Here is a 22,149-nt window from a genome sequence, read left to right as displayed (position 1 = left end):
ACGGCAGGCCGATCACCCCCTGCCCGCCGGGCCGTGCGGTCGGTCCATGAGCGCGGCGGTGTTGCGCCGAGCGTGTGGCCGCCACTCCAACCCGCCGCCCGCCCGTGCCCCAGCAGCCCTCCGGCCGTGTCAGCGGCCATTCTGGGGCTTGGGCCGTGGTTCGGTGGGTGGGTCTTGTACGCTCGCGGCTGTATGGTGCGAGGCGCAATAAGGAGGGATGTGATGGCAGGGCGGAAGGCGGGGCCCGACCTGGTGGGGCTCACCGTGCTCGCGCTGCTCTCGGTCAAGCCCTCCCATCCCTATGAGCTGCACCGCTTCATCATCGACACGCACAAGGACTTCGTTCGTGGCCTGCCGCGCAGCCTGTACCACGCGGTGGACCGGCTGGCCGAGGGCGAGCTGATCGTGCCGGTCGAGACCATCAGAGAGGGCCGCCGCCCGGAGCGGACCGTCTACCGCATCACCTCGGAGGGACAGGCCGAACTGTCCACCCGGCTGCGGCGGCTGCTGGAGCAGCCGCACGACGACATGCGCACCCTCACGGCCGCCGTCTCACTGATGGGCGCGCTGCACCCGGAGGACGCGGAACACGCCCTGCGTACCCGTACAGGAGCCCTGGAAGGCGCCGTCGCCGGCCTGGACGCGCACCTGGCCGCCCAGGAGGCGAGCGGCCTGCCCCGCATCCTGCTGCTTGAACTTGAGTGCGAACGCGCTCTCCGCGCCGCCGAACTGGCCTGGGTACACGACGTACTGACCCGCATACGGTCCGGCGACCTGTCCTGGACCGGCCCCCTCAACGCCGGCCTCCTGGCCACCCTCCCCACCACCGAGGGTGACGACGCGTCTGCACCGGAATGAGCCACATCGCTTAGCGGCCTGGGGATCGGTGCCGCCAGGGCCGGAGTGAATTTCCGGCCCGGAGCGGCGGCCTTGTCTGGGACTGGCCCGCGCGGACCCTCCTAGGTATGGACGGCCGCGAGGCTGCGCGGGATGGCCCGTCTAGATCGTCCCGTGCAGGCCGGCCGCGCCGGCGAGGTCAACCTCCGGCCCGCGCGGATCTGCGTGCTGGTGGGGATGGTCGTGAGGGTGCGCGGGATGAGTCTTTTCGTGTATCGGCTCGGGGGCCGGCAGTCCTGCCTAGGTCGTTCCCTGCCATTCTCTCCGCCGCGAGGTCAGCCTTCGGCCCGAGCGACGGGAGAGGTGGGCTCGTATGGGGCCGTCTCCTGGTGAGGATGGCCGTGTGCGTGTGCGGGATTGCCGGTCCGGAGGCGGGGCGGGGGCGTCGCCCAGAATGCCCCGCGCCACCCTCTTTGTTGGTGAGGATGGCGATGGGCCTGCGTTGGGATGAAGTCCCTTCGCCTGCTGGCCGCGGGACCGGTGGCCGAGCCTAGGCCGTTCCTGGCTCAGGCCGGGGGTTGGGGCCCGGTTGTCGGATGGTCAGGACAGTTTCTTGGAGATGTCCTCGGCTCGTTGGTCGGCGCTGCGGCTGGCGGCGTCGGCCTTGTCGGCGATCTTTTCGCCCGCCTGTTCGGCCTTGTCGCCCGCCCATTGGGTGGCGTCGGCCGCGCTCTCCCGCATGGCGTCGGACCACTGCTGGGCGTTCTTGCGGTACATCATGTAGCCGGCCGCGCCCAGGGCCAGCCCGAAGACCAGGAGCAGCAGTGGACGGCGGGATCTCGCGGGCTTGGGATCGACCCGCTTGGCCGCCTCGCTCAGGATCGCGCTGACCCTGGGGGCGATTTGGTCCTCGACCGAGTGGGCCGCCTGGTCTAGCCTGGGGGCTGCCCACGTTCTGGCATCCACGATCCGGCTGGCGGCGATGTCGCGGGCGTTGTCGGCCATCGGGCCGACCTGCTCGCGGGCACGTATGGCGCGGGCCTTCATCCAGCCCTGCCACGTCTGCGGCCCAGTGGCCATGACGTGGCGCTTCTTTCCTCTCAGGGACACGTCAACCTCCCCTGCGTTGGGGCCCCGTCGGCACCCCTTCCCCTGCCGAAGCGGCTCAATCATGGCCGTCCGTGAGAGGATGCCGGTTGGCCTTTGGGGCCGCCGTCAGGAAACTACGACAAATACCGCCTGTCCGGCAGGCGTAGCAAAAGGGGGCAGCCTCCGCATGGCTGACAAACTCATCGCAACGTTGCGTACCAACCAGGGGACGTTCAAGGTCACGCTCTTCCCCGACCACGCGCCCAAGACGGTCCGCAACTTCGTCGAGCTGGCCGAGGGCACGCGGGAATGGACGCACCCCGAGACCGGCGAGAAGACCAAGAACAAGCTGTACGACGGCACGGTCTTCCACCGCATCATCCCCGGATTCATGATCCAGGGCGGCGACCCGCTCGGCCAGGGCATCGGCGGGCCCGGGTACACCTTCGACGACGAGATCCACCCGGACCTCTACTTCAACCGTCCCTACCTGCTGGCCATGGCCAACGCCGGCAAGCGCATGGGCAAGGGCACGAACGGCTCGCAGATCTTCATCACCGTCGGCCCGCAGCCGCACCTCAACGGCAAGCACACGATCTTCGGTGAGGTCACCGAGGGCTCCGACGTGGTGGACCGGATCAGCCGTGTGGAGACCGGCCGGAACGACCGCCCGGTCCAGGACGTCGTGCTCGAAGAGGTCACGATCGAGCGCGGCTAGCGCGTCCGGCACGGCAAGGCCGGGCCCGCGGGAACAGAGCCCGCGCGTACGAGGCGGCGGTCCCGCCCCTGGGACCGCCGCCTCGCGCATCCGGCCGGCGGCCGGAAGAAGAGTGGACGCGGCATCGGCGGAAGGTGATTAGGGTGGCACTGAAGCAGCGCATGGGCGAAGGGGCCTTGAGTACGCGATGACCACCCAGCCACCCGTCCCGCCGACCGAGCCCGGCCAGCCGGGCGCGGCGGTTCCGATGTGTTACCGCCATCCGGACCGCGAGACCTACGTCAGGTGTCAGCGCTGTGAGCGCCCCATCTGCCCCGACTGCATGCGCGAGGCCGCGGTCGGGCACCAGTGCGTCGAGTGCGTCCGCGGCGGCAACAGGACGACACGCCAGGCCAAGGCCGTCTTCGGCGGCCGGGCCGTCACCGTGCCGAGGGTGGCCTACGCCCTGATCGCCATCAACGTGGTCGCCTACGCCCTCCAGACCTTCATCCCGGGCTTCACCAATGACTACGCGCTGAGCCCGTACCACGTCTACGCCTCCGGCGAGTGGTACCGGATGATCACCGCGGCCTTCCTGCACTTTCCGCTCACCCAGGGCACGCTCGGCATCACGCACATCCTGTTCAACATGTGGGCGCTCTACGCCATCGGTCCCGAGTTGGAGCGACGGCTCGGAAGTGCCCGCTTCGCCGCGCTCTACCTGGTGTCGGCCCTCGGCGGTTCGGTCGCGGTCTACCTGCTCGGCGAGGTCACGGTCGGCGCGTCCGGCGCGATCTACGGGTTGTTCGGCGCGCTGTTCGTGGTCAGCAAGCGCCTGGGGTACGACCCGCGCGGCGTGGTGTGGCTGATCGTCATCAACGTGGCGCTCACGTTGTTCCTGTCCAGCGTCATCAGCTGGCAGGGCCACCTGGGCGGCCTGGTCACCGGCGGCCTGCTGGCCGCCGCGTTCGCCTACGCCCCGGCGAAGAACCGCGACCTCGTGCAGTGGGCCGCCGTCGGCGTGATCGTGGTCGCGCTGATCCTCACGGTCGTACTGCTCCCGCCGTACGCCACACTGAACGCATTCTGAAAACGAAGCGACGGCATGCCGAAGCCAGGCGGCGAATCAGGGCAAATCGCCCCGCCGCCCGGCGCCTTCCCCAGGCTGTGGATAAAACTGTGGAAAGGTCTAACGCCAGCGGGTGGAGAGAACCACACCGAAGATGATGAACACAAACCCGATCAGCAGGTTCCAGTTTCCGAGCGGGCCGATGAACGGCGTGCTGGGCGCGACATAATAGACCGCGATCCACAAGATCCCGATGATCCAGGCGACCACCATCGTCGGTGCCAGCCAGCGGGGGCTGACCTTGACCGTCTGGGCCTTGGCAGGCGGCGTGTAGACCGCCTTCTTGCGCGTCGTCTTGGGCTTGGCCACGGGACATCTCCTGAGGTGGGCGTTCTGTGAGGGCTGATGAACACCCTCAGTGCTTTCGTTGGCTAGCGTAATCGCTGGCAAGCGAAGACCGGTGCAGACCGGTGTAAGGATAGTCGGCGGAGACATGACATGGCGATTCCCCGGGTGCTCATAGTGGACAACCACGACAGTTTCGTCCACAACATCGTGCAGTACCTGCGCGAGCTGGGGGCCGACTGCGACGTCCGCGCCAGGGACGCGGTGACCGTGGACGACGCGGCGGCGGGCTTCGACGGCGTGCTGATCAGCCCGGGCCCGGGCACGCCGGAGGCCGCCGGGGTGAGCGTCCCGCTGGTCCGGCGCTGCGAGGAGGCGGGCGTACCGCTGCTGGGGGTCTGTCTGGGGCACCAGGCCATCGCCGTCGCCTACGGGGGCACGGTGGGCCGCGCGGGCACCCTCATGCACGGCCGTACCAGCGAGGTCACGCACGACGGCGAGAGCGTGTTCGCCGGCATCCCGTCGCCGGTCACCATGACCCGCTACCACTCGCTGGCCGTACACGCCCAGACGCTGCCCGCGGAGCTACGCGTGACCGCGGTCGCCGAGGACGGCGAGATCATGGGACTTCGGCACCGCTCGGCGGCCGTCGAAGGCGTGCAGTTTCATCCTGAATCCGTCCTTTCGGAATACGGTCACCGCATGTTGGGCAACTGGCTGTCCGCGACGTGTAACGCGGGACGGCCCCAGAACGACTAACCAGTGAGGCCCCCGCCGTTGCCCCCGAGCGGCGGGGGCCTCTTTTGTGCTCCGGTATACGAAAAGGGCCCTGCCTGTGCCGGACGGCACAGGCAGGGCCCTTTTGACGAGCCAGGGGCTCAGAACCCACCGTCACCTTGCGGCTCACCCTGCTCGGGGAAGGGATCTTCCTCTTCCTCAGGGGTGGGCTCGGTGGTCGGCAGGTCGGTCGGGAAGTCGTCGGTCGGCTCCTCGGTGGGCTGCGTCTGCTCAGGACCGCTGGACACCAGGATCGTGACGGTGGTGCCGGGGTTGAGCGGGGTCCCCGCCGGCGGGCTGGTGCTGATCACATTGCCCTCGGGGACGTCAGGGCTGGCCTGCATGGTCACCTTGACCTTGAAGCCGGCCTGCCGCAGCGCCTTTGTCGCGTCGCCTTGCGTGTACTGGGTGACGTCGGGCACCTCGACCCGGTCGCGCGGCACGAAGATCTTGACGGTCGAGCCCTCGTCGGCCTTCTCGCCCGCCTTGGGATCGGTCTGGAAGACCTGGTTGGGCGTGCGGCTGACCGGCTTGGTGCTCATCGACACCGTGAAGCCCTCGGCCTCCAGCGCGGCCTTCGCGTCCTCGGGCGACTGCCCGAGGACGTCCGGGACCACGACCTGCTTCTTGCCCTTGGAGACCTTCAGCTTCACTTCGCTCTGCGGCGGGACCTCGGTGCCGGCCGCGGGATCGGTACCGATCACCGCGTCCTTCTCGACGTCGCTGTTGTACTCCGAGACCTGGACCACCTTCAGCCCGGCGTCGGTCAGCGTCTTGGCCGCCGCCGTCGCCTGCTGGTTGGTGACGTCGGGGATCGCGACCGGCTTCGCCGTGCCGTTGTCACCCGGCGAGCTGAGGAACGTGTAGCCGATGCCGATGAACGCCCCGATGACCAGCAGCGGGATCACGATCCACAGCGTCGTGCGGAGCGCCTTGCCGCCGCGGGAGGGCGGTGCGGCCCGCCTGCGCCCGCCGGTGCGGGTGGGCTCCTCGGCGTACTCGTAGTCGGGGATCGCGCCGGTGCGCTGGGTCGCGGGCCCGCCGCCGGGAGCGACCATCGTCCGCGTGCCGTTGCCGTAGTTGCCGCCGGTCATCGCCATCGTCTGCGGCGGCGCGTCGACCGGCATGCCGGACATCGCGCGCTGGATGTCGGCCCGCATCTCGCCGGCGCTCTGGTAGCGGTGCGCAGGGTCCTTGGCCATCGCCTTGAGCACGACCGCGTCGGCCCACTGCGGAATCTCCGGGTCGATCTGCGACGGCGGGATCGGCTCTTCCCTGACGTGCTGGTAGGCGATCGCCACGGGGGAGTCGCCGGTGAACGGCGGCTGCCCGGTCAGCAGCTCGTACAGCACACAGCCGGTCGAGTAGATGTCGCTGCGCGCGTCGACCCGCTCGCCCCTGGCCTGCTCCGGCGAGAGGTACTGGGCGGTGCCGATCACCTGCGCGGTCTGCGTCATCGTGGAGGCCGAGTCGGCCATCGCCCTGGCGATGCCGAAGTCCATCACCTTGACGTCGCCGGCCCCGGTGATCATCACGTTGGCCGGCTTGATGTCGCGGTGTACGATGCCACCCCGGTGGCTGTAGTCGAGCGCCCTCAGGATGCCGTCCACCAGCTCCGCCGCCCGCTCGGGCAGCAGCCGCCGGTCGGCGCGCAGCAGGTCGCGCAGCGTCCGCCCGTCGACGTACTCCATCACGATGTACGGCACTGGCGTGCTTTCCATCATGTCTTCACCGGTGTCGTAGACGGCGATGATCGACGGATGGTTCAGTGAAGCGGCCGACTGAGCCTCCCGCCGGAACCTGGCCTGGAACGTGTGGTCCCTGGCGAGGTCGGAACGGAGCGTTTTGATCGCTACTATTCGGTCCAGTCGGATGTCCCTGGCGCGGTATACCTCGGCCATGCCGCCGCGCCCGACGATGCCGTCGAGCTCGTAGCGACCACCGAGTAGCCGAGGCTGAGTCATTTCCTGCACTGTCCCTTACCGTTCATCATCGGGTGCGGCGCGCCGAGAGGCCGTCTGTGTCCATCATCGACCCCATATCGCATTACGTCTGCCCGTTCTGTGGGTTGGTCTCACCCGGGTCGGGAGTGTCAGTCGGCGTCATGGTGGGAGTGGTGGGGGTCTCTGTGGGCGTTGGGGTCGGAGTCGGGGTGGGCGTCGGCTTAGGAGACGGCTTACGCGTAGGCGTAGCCGATGAGCTTACGCTAACCGACGGAGTTGGTGTCGGCCGCGACGACTTTACCGGTGGCGCGGCGGTCCGCGTTCGAGTCGCGGGCCGTGTCTTGTCCGGCGATTTGGATTTCGCCGATTCGGTGTTGTCCACCAGTGGGGTCGGCTCTTCTTCGCCGTCCACTCCGACCTGTGGTTTCTGCGGCGGGAGCTGGGCGAGGGCCAGGCCGCCGAACCCGACCACCGCCGCGCAGCCGGCCGTCGCGACCAGCACCGTCGTACGGCGGCGCCGCCGCCGGGCCGATCCGTGGCCGGATGCGGCCGGACCTGGCGCCGCGGCCGTGGTCTGCCCCGAAGTTACGGACGTGCCGGGCGCGCCTTTCGGCATGCCCGGAATCCGTGACGCGTCATACAGTCCGGGCTCGCCCGGAGTGCCGCGCTCGACGAACGTGGCGCCGGAGTCGTCGCCCGGTCGTACCCGCCAGCCCGCCGGGTCGGTGAGGCGGCTCAGGTCGGTCTCGCCCGAGGAGGGCAGCGACAGCGACTCGCGCAGCGCGTAGGCGCGGTCGGCGGCCTCGCCGCTGTTCGCCGGGCGGCTGCCCGGATCTTTGGCGAGCATCGCCAGCACCAGCGCGCGCACCGGGGCGGGCACGTCGCCGGGCAGCGGGGGCGGCGGGTCGTTCAGGTGCTGGAGGGCGATCCCGACATGCGTGTCGGCGACGAACGGCGGGCGGCCCGCCAGGCACTCGTAGGCGACCACGCCGAGCGAGTAGAGGTCGGTGGCGGGCGTGAGCGTCGCCCCGGACGCCTGCTCCGGGCTGACGTACTGGGCGGTACCGAGCACCGTGCCGGTCTGCGTCATCGGGGCCGCCTCCATGGCCCTGGCGATGCCGAAGTCGGTGATCTTGATCACCCCGGCCTGGGTGACCAGCAGGTTGCCCGGCTTGATGTCGCGGTGGATGATCCCGGACGCGTGCGCCGTGGCCAGCGCCCGCGCCGACTGGTGGATCACGTCCAGCACCACGTCGGCGCTCAGCCGCGGGTTGCGGCTCAGGATCGCCGCCAGCGGCTCGCCGTGGACCAGCTCCATCACCAGATAGGCGACGTCGGCGTGCTCGCCGTAGTCGTAGACCTGGGCGATGCCGGGGTCGGACAGCCCGGCGGTGATCCGGGCCTCGGTACGGAACCGCTGCCGGAAGGCCGGGTCGGCGGCGACGTGCCGGCGGAGCAGCTTGATCGCCACCTCGCGCTCGAGCAGCTCGTCACGGGCCCGCCAGACCTCGCCCATCCCCCCGGTGGCGATACGGCTCACCAGGTGGTAGCGATTGCCGAGCTTGAGGCCCCGCGAGGTCATCGATCCAGCACCGCCTCCATGACCGCCTTGGCGATCGGCGCGGCGGTGTGGCCGCCGGAGGCGTCGGTGCCCGCGCTGCCCGACTCGACCAGGACCGCTACGGCGACCTCAGGGTCCTTGACGTCGGCGAAGGAGATGAACCACGCGTGCGGGGCCTGGCCCTCCGCGGTCTCCGCGGTGCCGGTCTTGCCGCCGACCTCCACGCCGGGGATGCGCGCCGCGGTGGCCGTGCCGTTGTTCACCACGCTGACCATCATCTGCTGGAGCTTGTCCGCCGCCTCCGGGCTGATCGCCGTGGTCAGCTCCTCGGGCTTGGCGGTCTCCACCTCGCCGCCCTCCGCGTCGGCGATCTTGTTGATCAGGTACGGCTTCATGACCTTGCCGTCGTTGGCGATCCCGGCCGCGATCATGGCCATCTGCAGCGGCGTCATCTGGTTGCTGCGCTGGCCGATGGACGCCTGGGCCAGGGCCGCGGCGTCCTCCTTGGGGCCGATGCCGCTGCCGGCCACGCCCATCGGGATCTCCAGGGGCTCGCCGCCGATGCCGAACTTCTTCGCCTGTTCCAGCATCTTGTCGTACCCCAGCTCCATGCCCATCGCGCCGAACGGCGTGTTGCAGGAACGTTCGAGCGCGAACTGGAGCGTCACCCGGCCCGCGCCGCACGCCGAGCCGCCGTAGTTGGGCAGGTCGGCGCTGGTGTTGGGCAGGTCGAGCAGTTGCGGGGCCTCCACCATGGTGGAGGGGCCGCGGCTCGGGTCTTCTTCCAGGTAGGCGGCCATGGTGAGCGCCTTGAACGTCGAGCCCGGCGGGTAGGTGCGGTCGATGACCCGGTTGATCAGGGGCTTGTTCTTGTTCTTGTCCAGCTCGGCGTACCGGCCGAAGACGTCGCCCTTGTTGGTGCCGGACAGCTCGTTCGGGTCGTAGGTCGGCACCGAGACCATGGCGAGGATCGCCCCCGTCTTGGGGGCGATGGCCACGACCGCGCCGCGCTTGCCGCTCCTGCGCAGCGCCTCGTACCCGGCCTCCTGCGCCTTGGGCACGATGGTGAGGTCGACGTTGGCGCCCTTGGTCGCCTTGTTGGTGAACAGGTCGATGCTGCGCCGGACCAGCAGCGAGGGGTCGCTGCCGTCGAGCAGCGAGTCGCGGGAGCGCTCGATCGCCGACTCGCTCTCCGGCGAGAAGAACCCCGTGACGTGCGCGTAGAGCGGGCCGTGCGGGTACTTGCGCTGGAAGCGGAAGTCGGAGTCGGGTTTTTCCACCGACTCGGCCAGCACCTCGTTGCCCGCGGTGATCCGGCCCCGCTCGACCTCGTAGCGGGCGTAGAAGTTGCGGTTGTTGCGGGGATCTTCGCGAAGCTGGTCCGCGCGCACGGCCTGTAGGTAGTTGATGTTGACCATGAGCAGGCCGAACATCAGCAGACAGGCGATCGACGCGCGCTTGAGCGGTCCGTTCATCGCTGGAACACCTGCGTCATCCCTTCGTCCTGGATCGCCTGCGGCGGCGGCCGGCGGGCCGAGTCGGACATCCGCACCAGCAGCGCGATCAGGATCCAGTTGGCCAGCAGTGCCGACCCGCCCTGTGACATGAACGGCGTGACCAGGCCGGTCAGCGGGATCAGGTTGGTGACGCCGCCAACGATGATGAAGACCTGCCAGGCCAGGATGAACGATAGGCCGCCCGCCAGCAGCTTGGAGAACGGGTCGCGGGCCGCCAGCGAGGTGCGGAGCCCGCGCTCCACGATCAGCGCGTAGACCAGCAGCAACGCCATCAGCCCGGTCAGGCCCAGCTCCTCGCCGGTCGCGGCGAAGATGAAGTCGGAGAACGACAGCGGGATGAGCTGCGGGTGACCCTGCCCGAGCCCGGTGCCGAGGACGCCCCCGGTGCCCAGCGCGAACAGCCCCTCCATGAGCTGCGCGCTGCCGCCGACCTTGTAGAACAGCTCCGGGTCCTCGGGGTTGAGGTAGACCTCGAACCGGGCGGCGACGTGGTCGAACAGCAGCCCGGCGAGCATCGCCCCGCCGACGAACAGCAGGATGCCGATCAGCACCCACGAGGTGCGCTGCGTCGCGATGTAGAGCATCGCGATGAACGTGCCGAACAGCAGCAGCGAGGACCCGAGGTCGCGCTGGAGCACCAGCACGCCCAGGCTGACCGCCCACGTGATGAGCACCGGGCCGAGGTCGCGGGCGCGCGGCAGGTCGATGAACAGCAGCCGGCGTCCGGCCAGCGCCAGGACGTCGCGCTTGGCCACCAGGTAGCCCGCGAAGAAGACGACGAGGGCCAGCTTGGCGAACTCCGAGGGCTGGAGGTTGGCGAAGCCCAGGCTGATCCAGATGCGGGCGCCGTTGAGCGTCTGACCGAGGCCGGGGATCAACGGCGAGATCAGCAGGAGCAGGCCCGCGAAACCGGCGGTGTAGGTCATCCGCTGGAGCGCGCGATGGTCGCGCAGCACGATCAGCGTGACCGAGAACATGACGATGCCGACGCCGGTCCACAGAAGCTGGGTGCTCGCCGAGGCGAGCTTGGAGCCGCCGGTCTCGATCCGGTAGATCATCACCAGGCCGATGCCGTTGACCAGCGTCACCAGCGGCAGGATCAGCGGATCGGCCCACGGGGCGAACTTGGCCAGCACCAGGTAGGCGGCGAGCACCAGCCCGCCGAGCCCCAGCCCGTACGTGAGCATCCCGGCCGGGATGCGGCCGTCCACCGCCAGCCCCACGCTCGCGTACGCGCTCATCACGATCGCGACGGCGAAGGCGAGCATGGCGAGCTGTGCCCCGCGCCGCTTGGCCGGCATCGGGACGGCGGAACCGCTCGTGGTCACCGCCACGGCGGCGCTCCGATCACTGCTCGATGGACCGAACTCAACTAGGGCGACCTCGTCGATTGGGAAGTGGACCGGGTGCGGGCGTCGGGGGGCGGCTCGGACACCGAGTGGGGCGGGGCGGTGCTGGTCTTGTCCTCCGGCTGCTGCGGGTCTTCGGGCTGCGGCGTGGACTCGGGCTTTTGGGTGGACACCGGGGCACGCAGCTCGGCCACTCTCTTCAGGCCCTCATCGAGGGTGGCCACCGGGATGCCGTTGCGGATCTGCCCCTGGTGGAACGCGTCGAGCGTGGCCACCGACTGCCCGGTGCCCTTCTCCACCTTGAAGAACCGCAGCGGGCCCAGCTCGGCGTCGACGCCGCGGTAGACGACGATCTCGCCGCCGCTCGCGCCGATGAAGAACTGGTCCTGAGTCCATCTCCAGCCGACGTAGCCGCCGCCCAGAACCAGGACGGCGGCCACCGTGAAAACGCCCGCGAGCAGCGGCCAGACCCGCTTGCGGCGCGTCGGCACCGCCTCGCCCATCGGCATTTCCAGGTCTTCGTCGGTGATGACCGGCTGCGGCGCGGTTATCGTGGCCTGCCCGCCGGGGACCTCGTGCGGCTGGGTGCGCACCCTGGTCGCCCCGGCCGCGCCCACGATGGCGGCGTCGCCCGCCACGATCGTGTCGTCCTCGACCTCGATGACGTCGGCGACCACGCAGGTGATGTTGTCCGGGCCGCCGCCGCGGTTGGCCAGGTCGATGAGGACCCTGACCGCCTCCTCCGGCTCGTCGACCGTGGTCAGCGTGTTGTGCATGGTCTCCGCGCTGACCACCCCGGACAGGCCGTCGGAGCACAGCAGGTAGCGGTCGTCGACCTGCGCCTCGCGCAGGGTGAGGTCGGGATCGACCTCGCCGCTGCCGTCCAGCGCGCGCAGCAGGATGGACCGCTGCGGGTGCGTGGCGGCCTCCTCAGGCGTGATCCGGCCGTCGTCCACCAGCGACTGCACCAGGGTGTGGTCGTGGGTGATCTGGTACAGCTCGCCGCGTCTCAGCAGGTAGGCACGGGAGTCGCCGACGTGGACCAGGGCGACCTGCGTGCCGTTCCAGAGCATCGCGGTGAGCGTGGTGCCCATGCCCTTCAGACTCGGGTCCCGGCCGACCATCTCGTGCAGCTTGCGATTGGCGTCGCGTACCGCGGCCTCGATGGCGCTGAGCAGATCGCCCCCGTGAGTGTCCTTCTCAAGGGCGGCCATGGCGGCGATGGCGACCGAACTGGCCACCTCACCGTGAGCGTGCCCGCCCATGCCGTCCGCGACGGCGAGCAGGCGACCGCTGGCGTAGGCCGAGTCCTCGTTGCCTTCGCGGAGGAGGCCGACGTCCGAGCGGGCGGCGTAGCGGAGTGCGATGGTCATTTGCGCAATTCGATGACGGTCTTGCCGATGCGGATCGGAACACCGAGCGGCACCGGAGTCGGACGGGTGACTTTAGAGCGGTCGAGGTACGTGCCGTTGGTCGAACCGAGATCTTCCACGATCCACTGACCGTCCTGGGGGAAGAGGCGGGCGTGCCGGCTGGAAGCGTAGTCGTCGCTGAGCACCAGCGTGGCGTCATTCGCCCGGCCGATCGTGATCGGCGTTTCCGAGAGGGTGATGATGGTGCCCTGCAACGGGCCACCGGTGACGACCATCTGCCGTGGCTCCCCCTTCCTGGGTTTGGCGACCGGCTTGTGCGGCTTGGCCGCCTTCGCCGCCTTGGGCGCCGTAGCCGTACGTGGCCCGAACAGGTCTGTCCGGATCACGCCGACCGCGGCGATCACAAAGAACCACAGCACCGCGAGAAACGCGAGCCGGATCAGCAGCAGCGTGAGCTCGGACATGGACCGTTTGTCTACCCTTAATCGCGTCGGAACACCAGAGTCGTACGGCCGAGCGTGACGCGCGTGCCGTTTTGCAACTCCACCCTGCGCACCGCCTGGCCGTTGACGAAGGTGCCATTGGTGGAACCTAGATCGACGAGCGCGACCTGCTGCCCCTCGACCCGTAGCTCCGCATGGTGGCGAGAGACCCCCGGATCGACCAGCCGCAGATCGCAGTCGGTGCCCCTGCCGAGCAGCGTCACCGGTGTGGTCAGCTCGAAGGACCGCTGCCCCTGCGGGTCGTCCTGGGTGGACACGAGCAGCCGCGGTCGTCCGGCGAAGGCGTGTGAACGCGCCGGTGGAAGGTCGCTCACCGGCCGCCGGATCTCGTCCTGTTCGACGGTCGCGCCCCTGATCACACCGGAGCGGATGCGGAACAGGCCGACCGCCAGATCGTCGGCGGTCTCGAAACGGACCCGGACCGGCCCGACGAAGGAGTAGCCCTGTTCCTTGGCGTACTCCCGGGCCAGGTTGGCGAGCTCGTGGCCGATGCTGTCGGCATAGACCTCCATGCGCTCGCTGTCGCTGACGGACAGCTCCACGACGAAGTCGTTCGGGACGAGGGTGCGTCCCTGGGCGACGATCGCGGCGCGCTCATCCATCTCCCGCTGCACTGCGCTGGCGACCTCGACCGGCTGAAGGTCGGACTTGAACGCCCGCGCAAAGGCTCCCTCAACCAATCCTTCGAGCCGGCGCTCGAAGCGCTGAAGGACTCCCACCGGGTACCTCCCTTCCTCCATGCATCTGGTCGCAGCCGCTCAACTGCCCGTCGCCGGGCACCGAGCCGCTCCGCTCGCGTCTAGAGGGATCGTATCCGGGTTCAGTCGCACCGTCGGTTCCGTGCTACTGTTTCTGAGCACCCACGAGGGCGGGTGGCGGAACGGCAGACGCGCACGGTTCAGGTCCGTGTGTCCGAAAGGACGTGAGGGTTCAAATCCCTCCTCGCCCACTCTGATCTCCTTAAAACTCCTTCTGGCCGCTTGCCGCATGGCAGCGGCCATCGGTGTTTCCTGGGCCTTTTTGAAGACCACTTCAGGGGACGGCGATGTTCGGCGGGGGGAGGACCCGCCGTGGGGTTCGGTGCGCGCTGTCATGGAGAGTGCCGTTCGCGTGTCGGGGGCGGTCCGACGGTCATGGTCGGTGCTCTTGGTGCTGGTGGTGCTTGGGGGGCCGGCTTGGGGGTCGGGGGTAGAGCGAGGGACGATGCCCCGGACCGGTGTCCGGGGCATCGGTGAAGACATGAAGCTTCTATGACTTTTCTACCTCGTCAACCTTGTCGCTCGCTTTCGGAACGCTTGCATTCTTCACAGGGAACTTCGAGGTGGCGAGGGCTTCGTTACGCCAGGAGTGAAACGTCACGATCAGCGTGGCGTGGCGGCCGAGGTGTCCAGCAGCTCCCTGAGTACGTCCGTGAGGCTCACCATGCCGGTCACCCTGCCGTCGGCGTCGGTGACCAGTCCCAGGTGCGCGTGGGCCTCCTGGAGGACCGTCAGGGCCTGCGGGATGGTCGCCGACTGCTCGACCCGGGGCATCGGCCTGGCGAGGTCGGCGGCCCGGTTGCCGGGCCGCGTCAGCGTGTCGCGTACGTGAAGTACGCCCACCACGTCGTCCGGCGCGCCGGAGTTGACCAGTAGCCGGACGTGGCCGCTGCGCGCCGCGACGCCGCGCACCCGCTCGTCGTCGGCCCCCGCCGGAACGGCGGTGGCCTCCGCGATGGGACGGGCCAGCCGGGCGATCGGCTGCTGCTGGACCCGCAGCGCGCTGGTCAGCAGGTCGTGCTCGGCCCGGTCCAGCAGCCCCATCCGGCCGGACTCGCCGACCAGCATCGCGAGCTGGTGCGGCGTGCGGGTGGTGGCCAGCTCATCGCGCGGGTGGACGCCGAACATGCGCAGGAGCAGGTTGGTGGCGCCGTTGAGCAGCCGGATGATCGGCCGTACCAGCCAGGTGAACCCCCGGAACGGCAGCGCCAGCGCCAGCACCGCGGCCTCCGGGTGGGTCAGCGCCCACGACTTCGGCGCCATCTCGCCCACCACCATGTGCAGGAACGTGATGACCACCAGCGCGATGCCGAACGACACCGCCACCTGCGCCGAGGACGGCAGCCCCAGCGCCGCGAAGAGCGGTTCGAGGGCGTGGTGAATCGCGGGCTCGGTGACCATGCCCAGCCCCAGCGTGCACAGCGTGATGCCGAGCTGCGCCGCGGCCAGCATCAGGGAGAGCTGCCGCCCGCCCCTGGCCGCCGCGCGCGCGGCGACGCGCACCACCTTGCCGCCGCCGGCCGCGTTCTGCTCCAGCCGGTGCCTGCGCGCCGACACGAAGGCGAACTCGGCCGCCACGAAGAACGCGTTGCCCACCAGCAGCAGGATGCCCACCAGGAGCGCGGGAACGATGCTCATCGGGACGCTCCCGCCGTGTCCGCGGGCACCGCGGGCGTCAGCCGTACCCACTCGGGGACCCGCCGGTGCACCGACAGCACCCGAAGCTCGGCCCACTGCTCGGTGGCGTCGTCGCCGCCCTCGGCGAACGGATCGCTGTCGGTGGTCAGCGTGACCACGGTGCTGTCGCCCTGCTCCGACATACGGCCGAGCCGGGCCAGTACCAGGCCCGCGACGGTCTCGTAGTCGTCGCTCTGCGGCAGCGCCAGGCCGGTGGCGCGCTCGATCTCGTCCAGGCGGAGCGTGCCCGGGAGGTCCCAGGTGCCGTCGGCCCGGCGTACCGGGCCGGGCGGGGCGGGGTCGTTCTCGTCGATCAGCTCGCCGACCAGCTCCTCGGCCAGGTCCTCGACGGTGACGACGCCGGCCAGGCCGCCGTACTCGTCGATCACGCAGGCCATGTCGTCGCCCGCGGCGCGCATCCGGTCCAGTACGGCGGGCAGCGGCAGTGACGCCGGGATGAGCAGCGCGGGCCGCATGATCTCGCGGATGGTCCGGTCGGTGTCCGGGCCCGCGGCCAGCAGCTCCCGGACGCCGGTCACACCGACCACGTCGTTCTGGTCCAGCACCGGATAACGGGAATGTCCGGACACGCGGAGCGCCTCCAGGAGGTCGGACGCCGGTCGTTCGGCGCGCAGCAGTACGACCCGGGGGCGCGGCACCATCACGTCCTCGGCGGTGTGGTCGCCGAACTCCAGAGCGCGCTCAAGCAGCTCCGACAGCGGCGCGGGAAGCTCACCCGACGCGCTGGACTCGGAGATGATCCGCGACAGCTCCTCCGGCGTGGCGCCGTGCTCGACCTCCTCGATCGGCTCGACCCCGACCCTGCGCAGCAGGCGGGTCGCCGAGGAGTCGAACAGCCTGATCACCGGGCCGGCGACCGCCAGATACACCAGCGTCGAGCGGGCCAGGAACTTGGCCACCGGCTCCGGCCGGGCGATCCCGAGGTTCTTCGGGGCCAGCTCGCCGAGCACCATCTGCACGATGGTCGCGACGGAGACGCCGATCGCGACCGCGATGCCGGTGATGGCCGCGGGCGGCAGGTCGGCGGACCCCAGCAGCGGACGTACCGCGTCGGCGACGGCCGGCTCGGCGAGGAAGCTGACCAGCAGCGCGGTCACGGTGATGCCGAGCTGGGCCCCGGACAGCATGAAGGAGAGCCGCTCGGTGACCTTGACGGCGCGACCGGCGGCGGCATCGCCCGCCGCGGCCTGCTCCCGCAGGACGGCCCGGTCGGCGGCGACGAAGGCGAACTCCTGGGCGACGAAGTAACCCGTCGCGACAGTGAGAAGAACAAGGGCCAGCAGGCCCAGTGCGATGGTCACCGGGGGCGCCTCTGCTGGGTTTGGTTCTGGTGGCGTCTCGCGCGGGGAGTGTGGTCAGTGGAACCCGTGCCGTGGCACGGGCTGGTACTCCACGAGTCCGGACTGGACACTGTCGTCCTCTCGCTCAGTGACATGGTCAGTCGTTGCTAAAGGTAACGAACAGGCAGGGGCTGGATGTTTCCACGTGGCGATCGGAGGTTCGATTGGCGCGATCATTGCGGTCTGAGTACTTTTCCATGGGAAAACCTTGGACATGGCGCAGCGCGGGCGGTGGTCGCGGCGTAGCGTCGAAGTGGCGACCATGCCCGGCTGTGCGTGGCCATGCGGGTGGTCGTGGATCGAGCAGGACTACGGGCGGAGAGCGACACGTGGCTGAGTGGCCGGACAGCGGGCGGCGGCCCGACGACGACCGCACCAGGGTCATGCGGACGCCTGAGCCGAGGCGCGCCGACCCCGCCTACCCGGTACAGGGTGGCGAGCCCGCTCCGGGGCCTTCAGGGGCTCCTGGGGCTCCTGGGGCTCCTGGGGCTCCGGGCGCTTCTGGGGACTCTTCGCGGGCCAGTACATCGCGTGTGTACGGCAAGGAACGTTCCGGTAAGAGCCCGGTGCGCCCGCTGCGGCGACGCGGTGATGGCGGCGGCGGGTCCCCGTCCGGGCCGTCTGGGCCGTCTGGGCCGTCCAAGCCCAGTACGCCGAGATCGCCGCGCCGGCCGCTGCGGATCGCGCTGATCAGCCTCGCCGTGCTGCTGGTGGTGCTCCTGGTGGGCGCGATCGCCGGCTACTTCTGGATCAACGGGCGGCTGGTCGCGATCGACGGCGTACTCGACGACTACGAGGGCAGGATCGCCGACACCCCCGGCGAGAACTGGCTGCTGGTCGGCTCCGACAGCCGTAAGGGGCTCACCGCCGACCAGCGCAGGAAGCTCGCCACCGGCCGCGCGGCCGGGCAGCGCACCGACACCATGATGCTGCTGCACATCCCGGCGAGCGGCGGGCGGCCCACCCTGGTCAGCCTGCCCCGCGACTCTTACGTGCAGATCCCCGGCAAGGGCCGGAACAAGCTCAACGCCGCATACGCGTTCGGCAAGGGCAAGCTTCTTGTCCGGACGGTGGAGGAGGCGACCGGCGTCCACATCGACAACTACATGGAGATCGGTTTCGCCGGGTTCGTGGGGATCGTGGACGCGATCGGCGGGGTCGAGATCAACGTCAAGCAGAACATCAAGGACCCGAAGGCCGGGATCAACCTGAAGAAGGGCGTCCAGGTCCTCGACGGCGGCACCGCGCTCGGGTACGTCCGCACGCGCGCCACCGGCGCCCTGCCCGACCTGGACCGCACACAGCGGCAGCGCCAGCTCTTCGGCGCGGTCGTGAAGAAGGCGGCCAGTCCGGGGGTGCTCCTCAACCCGTTCACGTCGCTGCCGCTGGCGTCGAGCGCGGCCGACTCGGTGCTCGTGGACAACGGGACGGGCGCGTCCGACCTGCTGTCGCTGGGGCTGGCGATGGGCGACGGACCGATCACCACCAGCGTGCCGGTCGGCTCGACCCCGACCCTGCCGGGGGTGGGCTCCGTCATCCAGTGGGACCGGGCCAAGGCCCTGCGCATGTTCAACGCCCTGGCCGAGGACAAGCCCGTCCCCAAGGACGCCCTCAAGAACTGACCCCGGCGCGCGCTCGTACTCGTGAGGACCGCGCCACCTTACTGCGCCCGCGCGACAGTGGTCATGAATGGCCTCGCTCCGCTCGGTCTGTCCTTACTCATGCCGGGCTCCGCCCGACGCTGCCACCACCGGCCGAGCCGTCACACTCTTACCGACCAACCAAAACGGTGAAACACCTCAATGGCATCCCCGAAAAAGTGTGGATCACCGACAAACCCCGACATCACAACACCGCAGGGCGGCCCTATCCTGGCTGTTCACAAAGGGCGCTCCCCACGCCCGTGGGGATGAACTGGTCCGACGGCGTTCCGCCGAGTGGTGTAAGTGGGAGCCCCCGCCCACCCGGCAGGGGCGTATGGCTTGAGCGCGATGCAGGTCTGGCGGTGCTTTGAGACGTACGGCATGCCCCCCTGCTCGCCGCTCACCACCGTCAGCCGTGCCCAGGTGTCCGGGTTTCGCGTGTGTCGTGGTCGCTCGCCGTTCGGCATCGGCTGAACCAATCCCGGCCCCCGATGGGAGCGCAGGCAGGGATCAGTGCCGAGTCCCGTCGTAGGCTGAATCCCTCCGAGAAGGGACAGGAGACTGCGGTGACCCAGACGACGCCGGCCGAGAGCGCGGTGGCCGAAGTGATGGCCGAGCTGGCCGGGCTTGAGGACCCGAAGATCCGTGAGGTCAACGAGAAGCATGGTGACGATCACGGCGTCAACCTCGGCAAGCTGCGCGCGCTCGCGAAGCGGCTGAAGACGCAGCAGGAGCTCGCGCGCCGGCTGTGGGCGACGGGGGACACGGCGGCGAGGCTGCTGGCGTTGCTGATCTGCCGCCCGAGGGCGTTCGAGGGGGCCGAGCTGGACGTCATGTTGCGCGAGGCGCGTACCCCCAAAGTTCACGACTGGCTCGTGAACTACGTCGTGAAGAAGAACCCGCACGCCGAAGAGTTGCGCCTGGCCTGGTCCGCCGATCCGGATCCGGTGGTCGCGAGTGCCGGCTGGGCGCTGACCACCGAGCGCGTGGCGAAGAAGCCCGAGGGCCTTCACCTCACGGAATTGCTCGACGTGATCGAGACGGAGATGAGGGCCGCCCCGGATCGCCTTCAGTGGGCGATGAACCACTGCCTGGCCCAGATCGGGATCGAGCACGCCGAGCACCGCGCCCGGGCGATCGCCATCGGTGAGCGCCTGGAAGTACTCAAGGACTACCCGACTTCCCCCGGCTGCACCTCTCCCTTCGCGCCCATCTGGATCAACGAGATGGTGCGCCGCCAGCATCAGGAGTGAGCGGGGAAAGGCATCAGCGGCGGTAGGTGCTCACCTCGATCAGGTTGCGGTCGGGGTCGCGGAAGTAGACGCTCTGGATCTGGCCGATCGCGCCGGTCCGTTCGACCGGGCCCTCCTCTATCGGGACGCCGTGCTCGGCCAGTTCATCGATCACTTGGTCCAACGGGTCCGTGCTGATGAGGCACAGGTCGGCGCTGCCGGGCGTCGGCTGGTCGGCCTTCGGCTCGAACTCGTGGCCGGCCTCGTGCAGGTTGATCTTGGCGAGCCCGAAGGTCAGGGCGGTACGGCCCTCGCCGAACGTCACCGCCTTCATGCCGAGTACGCGAGTGTAGAAGTCAACGGTGACGTCGATGTCAGCGACGGTCAGTACCAGATGGTCGAGCCGCTCGATCCGCATAGGACGTAGCTTAGGCAAGTACTGTGATCACGTAATGGGGGACCGGGCGCACACGTCATTCATCGCATCTCCCCTTCTCCCCTTGAGGGAGCTGAAGGATGAAACAGGCGCCAGGCCGCCCGTCGGTTACCCGCAGAGTGCCGTTGTGGCTGATGGCGATGGCCTTGGCGATGGCCAGGCCCAGCCCGGCTCCGCCCGTTTCCCTGTTTCGCGCATTGTCCAAGCGGGTGAAACGTTCGAAAATCCGCTCTCTGTCGTTCTCCGGGATGCCCGGCCCGTCGTCGGCGACCCGCAGTACCACCTGGCCCTGGCCCTGGCCCTGGTCCTGGCCCTGGTCCGCGGTGAGCGACACGGTGATCTGAGTCCGGGCGTGTTGTTCGGCGTTGTCCAGCAGGTTGGTCACCAACCGCTCCAGGTGGCCGGCGTTACCGTGGACGACGGCCGGAACCAATCGGGTGCGGACCATGGCCCGGCGGGCGCTCTGTTTGGCGACCAGTGCCGACAGTTCGACCGGCGCGTGCCTGGTGGGCTCTTCGGCGTCCGTGCGGGCGAGCAGGAGGAGGTCGGCCGCCAGTCGCTCCAGCCGTTCGGCGTCCTGTAGGGCCTCCCGCATGGCGGCGCGCCAGTCGGGGTCGCCGGGGTCGTTGAGGGCGAGTTCCAGTTCGGTACGTAGCGCCGCGAGCGGGCTGCGCAGTTCGTGTGAGGCGTCGGCGGCGAAGCTGCGCTGTTGCCGCAGCGCCCGATCCAGCCGATCGAGCGTGGAGTTCATCGTGATGGCCAGCCGGCCGATCTCGTCGCGGGCGGTGGGTTCGGGGACCCGCTGGCTGAGGTCACGGCTGGTGATGTCGGCGACGGTCGCCCGGATCCGCTCCACCGGCTGTAGTGCGCGCCCGATCGTCGTCCACAGCACCGCCGCCACCAGTGTCGACAGCGCGCAGACCGTCAGGACCAGTATCCAGCCGAGAGTGATCAGCCTGCGCTGGATGTCGTCCAGCGGGGCCGTGACGGTGACCGTTACCCCTTGCGGGGTGGTGGCGGTGCGGTACAGGACGTTTCCGCTGGGGACGGGGATCGGCCAGCCGGGCAGGCTGATGTGCACGGCCCTGGTGATCCGGATCGATTCGCCGAGTTCGAATTGGGCGGCGACGTTTTCGGCCATCAGCCGCGCCTGCGTCCCCGCCTCCGAGAGCAACGTCGCGCGTACTATCACGAACAGCACCACGGCCGCGGCGACCAGCGCGACCGTGACCGTGGCCGAAGCGATCAGGACCAGGCGTGAGCGCATGCTCATGGCCGCTGATCCGCGAGGCGGTAGCCGACCCCGCGGACCGTTTCGATCGCCATGCGTCCGATCTTGCGGCGAATGCTGCTGATATAGACCTCGACGATGTTCGGCTCGCCTTCAAAGGCGATGTCCCAGACCTGATCGAGAATGTCGCGCTTGGAAACGGCCTCACCGGATCGGCCGGCCAGGTATTCCAGAATGGCGAACTCCTTGGCCGTCAACGTGATCTCCCGGCCCGCGCGCAGGCAGCGGGCCGCCGTCAGATCGACCGTCACCTCGCCCAGCCGGAGAATCTTCGGTCTGGCCCGTCCGCCGCGACGTATCAGGGCGCGTAGCCGGGCCGCGAGGACCACATAGGAGAACGGCTTGGTCATGTAGTCATCGGCGCCCTCGTCCAGGCCGTCGGCCTCGTCGTACTCTCCGTCCCTGGCGGTGAGCATGAGGATCGGGGTGTCGAGCCGATCGTGGCGGAGTTGTCTGCATACGGCGTGCCCCGACAGGCCGGGCAGCATCACATCCAGCATGATCGCGTCGTGATTCCCCTGCCTGGCCTGCCGGAGTCCGGTGTGTCCGTCATGGGCGAGCTCGGTGTCGAAGCCCTCGGCCTCCAGGCCGCGCTTGATCAGCCCGGCCAGCCTCAGGTCGTCCTCGACGATGAGTATCCGCATATCGCCTACGGTGCCACAGCGATTCTGAAGGGAGGCTGAAGAGCTTC

The 22,149-nt window shown here is 69.3% G+C and carries 20 protein-coding genes and 1 tRNA gene; 7 read left to right on the top strand and 14 right to left on the bottom strand.

The annotated features are described in order from the left end of the window. The first annotated feature begins 222 nt into the window (after positions 1 to 222). Positions 223 to 858, top strand: coding sequence for a PadR family transcriptional regulator (locus tag ACH34R_RS18115; protein WP_397562591.1), 636 nt, complete (start codon positions 223 to 225; stop codon positions 856 to 858). 579 nt (positions 859 to 1,437) lie between these two features. On the opposite strand, the gene ACH34R_RS18110 is transcribed toward ACH34R_RS18115, so the two are convergent. Beyond that, positions 1,438 to 1,947, bottom strand: a complete 510-nt coding sequence (locus ACH34R_RS18110; RefSeq protein WP_397562590.1) for a hypothetical protein — start codon at positions 1,945 to 1,947, stop codon at positions 1,438 to 1,440. 166 nt (positions 1,948 to 2,113) lie between these two features. On the opposite strand from ACH34R_RS18110, the gene ACH34R_RS18105 reads away from it, so the two are divergent. Beyond that, a complete protein-coding gene (locus tag ACH34R_RS18105) occupies positions 2,114 to 2,644 on the top strand; it encodes a peptidylprolyl isomerase (RefSeq protein WP_397562589.1) in 531 nt (176 codons plus the stop codon). A gap of 187 nt (positions 2,645 to 2,831) precedes the next feature. Then, a complete protein-coding gene (locus ACH34R_RS18100) occupies positions 2,832 to 3,713 on the top strand; it encodes a rhomboid family intramembrane serine protease (RefSeq protein WP_397562588.1) in 882 nt (293 codons plus the stop codon). 99 nt (positions 3,714 to 3,812) lie between these two features. Here the strand turns inward: ACH34R_RS18100 and ACH34R_RS18095 are convergent, their stop codons facing one another. Beyond that, positions 3,813 to 4,061, bottom strand: a complete 249-nt coding sequence (locus tag ACH34R_RS18095; protein WP_233508420.1) for a cell division protein CrgA — start codon at positions 4,059 to 4,061, stop codon at positions 3,813 to 3,815. A gap of 129 nt (positions 4,062 to 4,190) precedes the next feature. On the opposite strand from ACH34R_RS18095, the gene ACH34R_RS18090 reads away from it, so the two are divergent. Further along, positions 4,191 to 4,796, top strand: coding sequence for an anthranilate synthase component II (locus ACH34R_RS18090; protein ID WP_397562587.1), 606 nt, complete (start codon positions 4,191 to 4,193; stop codon positions 4,794 to 4,796). A gap of 119 nt (positions 4,797 to 4,915) precedes the next feature. On the opposite strand, the gene pknB is transcribed toward ACH34R_RS18090, so the two are convergent. From pknB to ACH34R_RS18055, 7 genes are all read right to left on the bottom strand, one after another. Beyond that, positions 4,916 to 6,778, bottom strand: a complete 1,863-nt coding sequence (gene pknB / locus ACH34R_RS18085) for a Stk1 family PASTA domain-containing Ser/Thr kinase (protein WP_397562586.1) — start codon at positions 6,776 to 6,778, stop codon at positions 4,916 to 4,918. Positions 6,779 to 6,860: 82 nt separating this feature from the next. Then, positions 6,861 to 8,339, bottom strand: a complete 1,479-nt coding sequence (locus ACH34R_RS18080; RefSeq protein ID WP_397562585.1) for a serine/threonine-protein kinase — start codon at positions 8,337 to 8,339, stop codon at positions 6,861 to 6,863. Next, complete coding sequence (locus tag ACH34R_RS18075; RefSeq protein ID WP_397562584.1) at positions 8,336 to 9,793, bottom strand: peptidoglycan D,D-transpeptidase FtsI family protein; 1,458 nt, start codon at positions 9,791 to 9,793, stop codon at positions 8,336 to 8,338. Before ACH34R_RS18075 ends, ACH34R_RS18080 begins: the two co-directional genes overlap by 4 nt. Next, positions 9,790 to 11,136 (bottom strand): FtsW/RodA/SpoVE family cell cycle protein, encoded by a 1,347-nt coding sequence (locus ACH34R_RS18070; RefSeq protein ID WP_397562922.1) that lies wholly within the window; start codon positions 11,134 to 11,136, stop codon positions 9,790 to 9,792. Before ACH34R_RS18070 ends, ACH34R_RS18075 begins: the two co-directional genes overlap by 4 nt. 71 nt (positions 11,137 to 11,207) lie before the next feature. Next, entirely contained in the window at positions 11,208 to 12,557 is a 1,350-nt protein-coding gene (locus ACH34R_RS18065; protein ID WP_397562583.1) for a Stp1/IreP family PP2C-type Ser/Thr phosphatase, read from the bottom strand. Further along, positions 12,554 to 13,021, bottom strand: coding sequence for an FHA domain-containing protein (locus ACH34R_RS18060; protein WP_111168509.1), 468 nt, complete (start codon positions 13,019 to 13,021; stop codon positions 12,554 to 12,556). Before ACH34R_RS18060 ends, ACH34R_RS18065 begins: the two co-directional genes overlap by 4 nt. A gap of 17 nt (positions 13,022 to 13,038) precedes the next feature. Then, entirely contained in the window at positions 13,039 to 13,779 is a 741-nt protein-coding gene (locus ACH34R_RS18055) for a DUF3662 and FHA domain-containing protein (protein WP_111168510.1), read from the bottom strand. Positions 13,780 to 13,926: 147 nt separating this feature from the next. Here ACH34R_RS18055 and ACH34R_RS18050 point away from each other — a divergent pair. Continuing rightward, positions 13,927 to 14,009 (top strand) — tRNA-Leu (locus ACH34R_RS18050). A gap of 412 nt (positions 14,010 to 14,421) precedes the next feature. Here ACH34R_RS18050 and ACH34R_RS18045 read toward each other — a convergent pair. Both ACH34R_RS18045 and ACH34R_RS18040 read right to left on the bottom strand, forming a co-directional pair. Then, entirely contained in the window at positions 14,422 to 15,456 is a 1,035-nt protein-coding gene (locus ACH34R_RS18045; protein WP_397562582.1) for a hemolysin family protein, read from the bottom strand. After that, positions 15,453 to 16,817, bottom strand: coding sequence for a hemolysin family protein (locus ACH34R_RS18040; protein WP_397562581.1), 1,365 nt, complete (start codon positions 16,815 to 16,817; stop codon positions 15,453 to 15,455). The genes ACH34R_RS18045 and ACH34R_RS18040 overlap by 4 nt, the downstream gene beginning before the upstream one ends. A 572-nt stretch (positions 16,818 to 17,389) precedes the next feature. Between ACH34R_RS18040 and ACH34R_RS18035 the strand changes: the two genes are divergently transcribed. Continuing rightward, entirely contained in the window at positions 17,390 to 18,478 is a 1,089-nt protein-coding gene (locus ACH34R_RS18035; RefSeq protein ID WP_397562580.1) for an LCP family protein, read from the top strand. A 629-nt stretch (positions 18,479 to 19,107) separates the two neighbouring features. Then, positions 19,108 to 19,752 (top strand): DNA alkylation repair protein, encoded by a 645-nt coding sequence (locus ACH34R_RS18030; RefSeq protein ID WP_397562921.1) that lies wholly within the window; start codon positions 19,108 to 19,110, stop codon positions 19,750 to 19,752. Between the two features lie 13 nt (positions 19,753 to 19,765). Here ACH34R_RS18030 and ACH34R_RS18025 read toward each other — a convergent pair whose 3' ends face one another. Genes ACH34R_RS18025 through ACH34R_RS18015 form a run of 3 tightly spaced genes read right to left on the bottom strand, consistent with a single transcriptional unit; the run spans position 19,766 to position 22,102 of the window. Then, positions 19,766 to 20,149 carry a VOC family protein gene (locus ACH34R_RS18025; protein ID WP_397562579.1) on the bottom strand — a complete coding sequence of 128 codons (384 nt, stop codon included), beginning with the start codon at positions 20,147 to 20,149 and terminating at the stop codon, positions 19,766 to 19,768. A gap of 55 nt (positions 20,150 to 20,204) precedes the next feature. Further along, positions 20,205 to 21,440 carry a sensor histidine kinase gene (locus tag ACH34R_RS18020; protein WP_397562578.1) on the bottom strand — a complete coding sequence of 412 codons (1,236 nt, stop codon included), beginning with the start codon at positions 21,438 to 21,440 and terminating at the stop codon, positions 20,205 to 20,207. Continuing rightward, a complete protein-coding gene (locus ACH34R_RS18015) occupies positions 21,437 to 22,102 on the bottom strand; it encodes a response regulator transcription factor (protein ID WP_397562577.1) in 666 nt (221 codons plus the stop codon). The genes ACH34R_RS18020 and ACH34R_RS18015 overlap by 4 nt, the downstream gene beginning before the upstream one ends. Positions 22,103 to 22,149 lie beyond the last annotated feature (47 nt).

Source organism: Spongiactinospora sp. 9N601 (assembly GCF_044326295.1).
Classification (GTDB): Bacteria; Actinomycetota; Actinomycetes; order Streptosporangiales; family Streptosporangiaceae; genus Spongiactinospora; species Spongiactinospora gelatinilytica.
Note: the sequence above shows the minus strand (reverse complement) of the source record. Positions and strands in the feature narration are given on the sequence as shown.

Coding starts and splice junctions, on each gene's coding strand:
- ACH34R_RS18115 (WP_397562591.1), top strand. CDS start 223: ATGGCAGGGCGGAAGGCGGGGCCCGACCTGGTGGGGCTCACCGTGCTC.
- ACH34R_RS18105 (WP_397562589.1), top strand. CDS start 2,114: ATGGCTGACAAACTCATCGCAACGTTGCGTACCAACCAGGGGACGTTC.
- ACH34R_RS18100 (WP_397562588.1), top strand. CDS start 2,832: ATGACCACCCAGCCACCCGTCCCGCCGACCGAGCCCGGCCAGCCGGGC.
- ACH34R_RS18090 (WP_397562587.1), top strand. CDS start 4,191: ATGGCGATTCCCCGGGTGCTCATAGTGGACAACCACGACAGTTTCGTC.
- pknB (WP_397562586.1), bottom strand. CDS start 6,778: ATGACTCAGCCTCGGCTACTCGGTGGTCGCTACGAGCTCGACGGCATC.
- ACH34R_RS18080 (WP_397562585.1), bottom strand. CDS start 8,339: ATGACCTCGCGGGGCCTCAAGCTCGGCAATCGCTACCACCTGGTGAGC.
- ACH34R_RS18075 (WP_397562584.1), bottom strand. CDS start 9,793: ATGAACGGACCGCTCAAGCGCGCGTCGATCGCCTGTCTGCTGATGTTC.
- ACH34R_RS18070 (WP_397562922.1), bottom strand. CDS start 11,136: ATGCCGGCCAAGCGGCGCGGGGCACAGCTCGCCATGCTCGCCTTCGCC.
- ACH34R_RS18065 (WP_397562583.1), bottom strand. CDS start 12,557: ATGACCATCGCACTCCGCTACGCCGCCCGCTCGGACGTCGGCCTCCTC.
- ACH34R_RS18060 (WP_111168509.1), bottom strand. CDS start 13,021: ATGTCCGAGCTCACGCTGCTGCTGATCCGGCTCGCGTTTCTCGCGGTG.
- ACH34R_RS18045 (WP_397562582.1), bottom strand. CDS start 15,456: ATGAGCATCGTTCCCGCGCTCCTGGTGGGCATCCTGCTGCTGGTGGGC.
- ACH34R_RS18030 (WP_397562921.1), top strand. CDS start 19,108: ATGGCCGAGCTGGCCGGGCTTGAGGACCCGAAGATCCGTGAGGTCAAC.
- ACH34R_RS18025 (WP_397562579.1), bottom strand. CDS start 20,149: ATGCGGATCGAGCGGCTCGACCATCTGGTACTGACCGTCGCTGACATC.
- ACH34R_RS18020 (WP_397562578.1), bottom strand. CDS start 21,440: ATGAGCATGCGCTCACGCCTGGTCCTGATCGCTTCGGCCACGGTCACG.
- ACH34R_RS18015 (WP_397562577.1), bottom strand. CDS start 22,102: ATGCGGATACTCATCGTCGAGGACGACCTGAGGCTGGCCGGGCTGATC.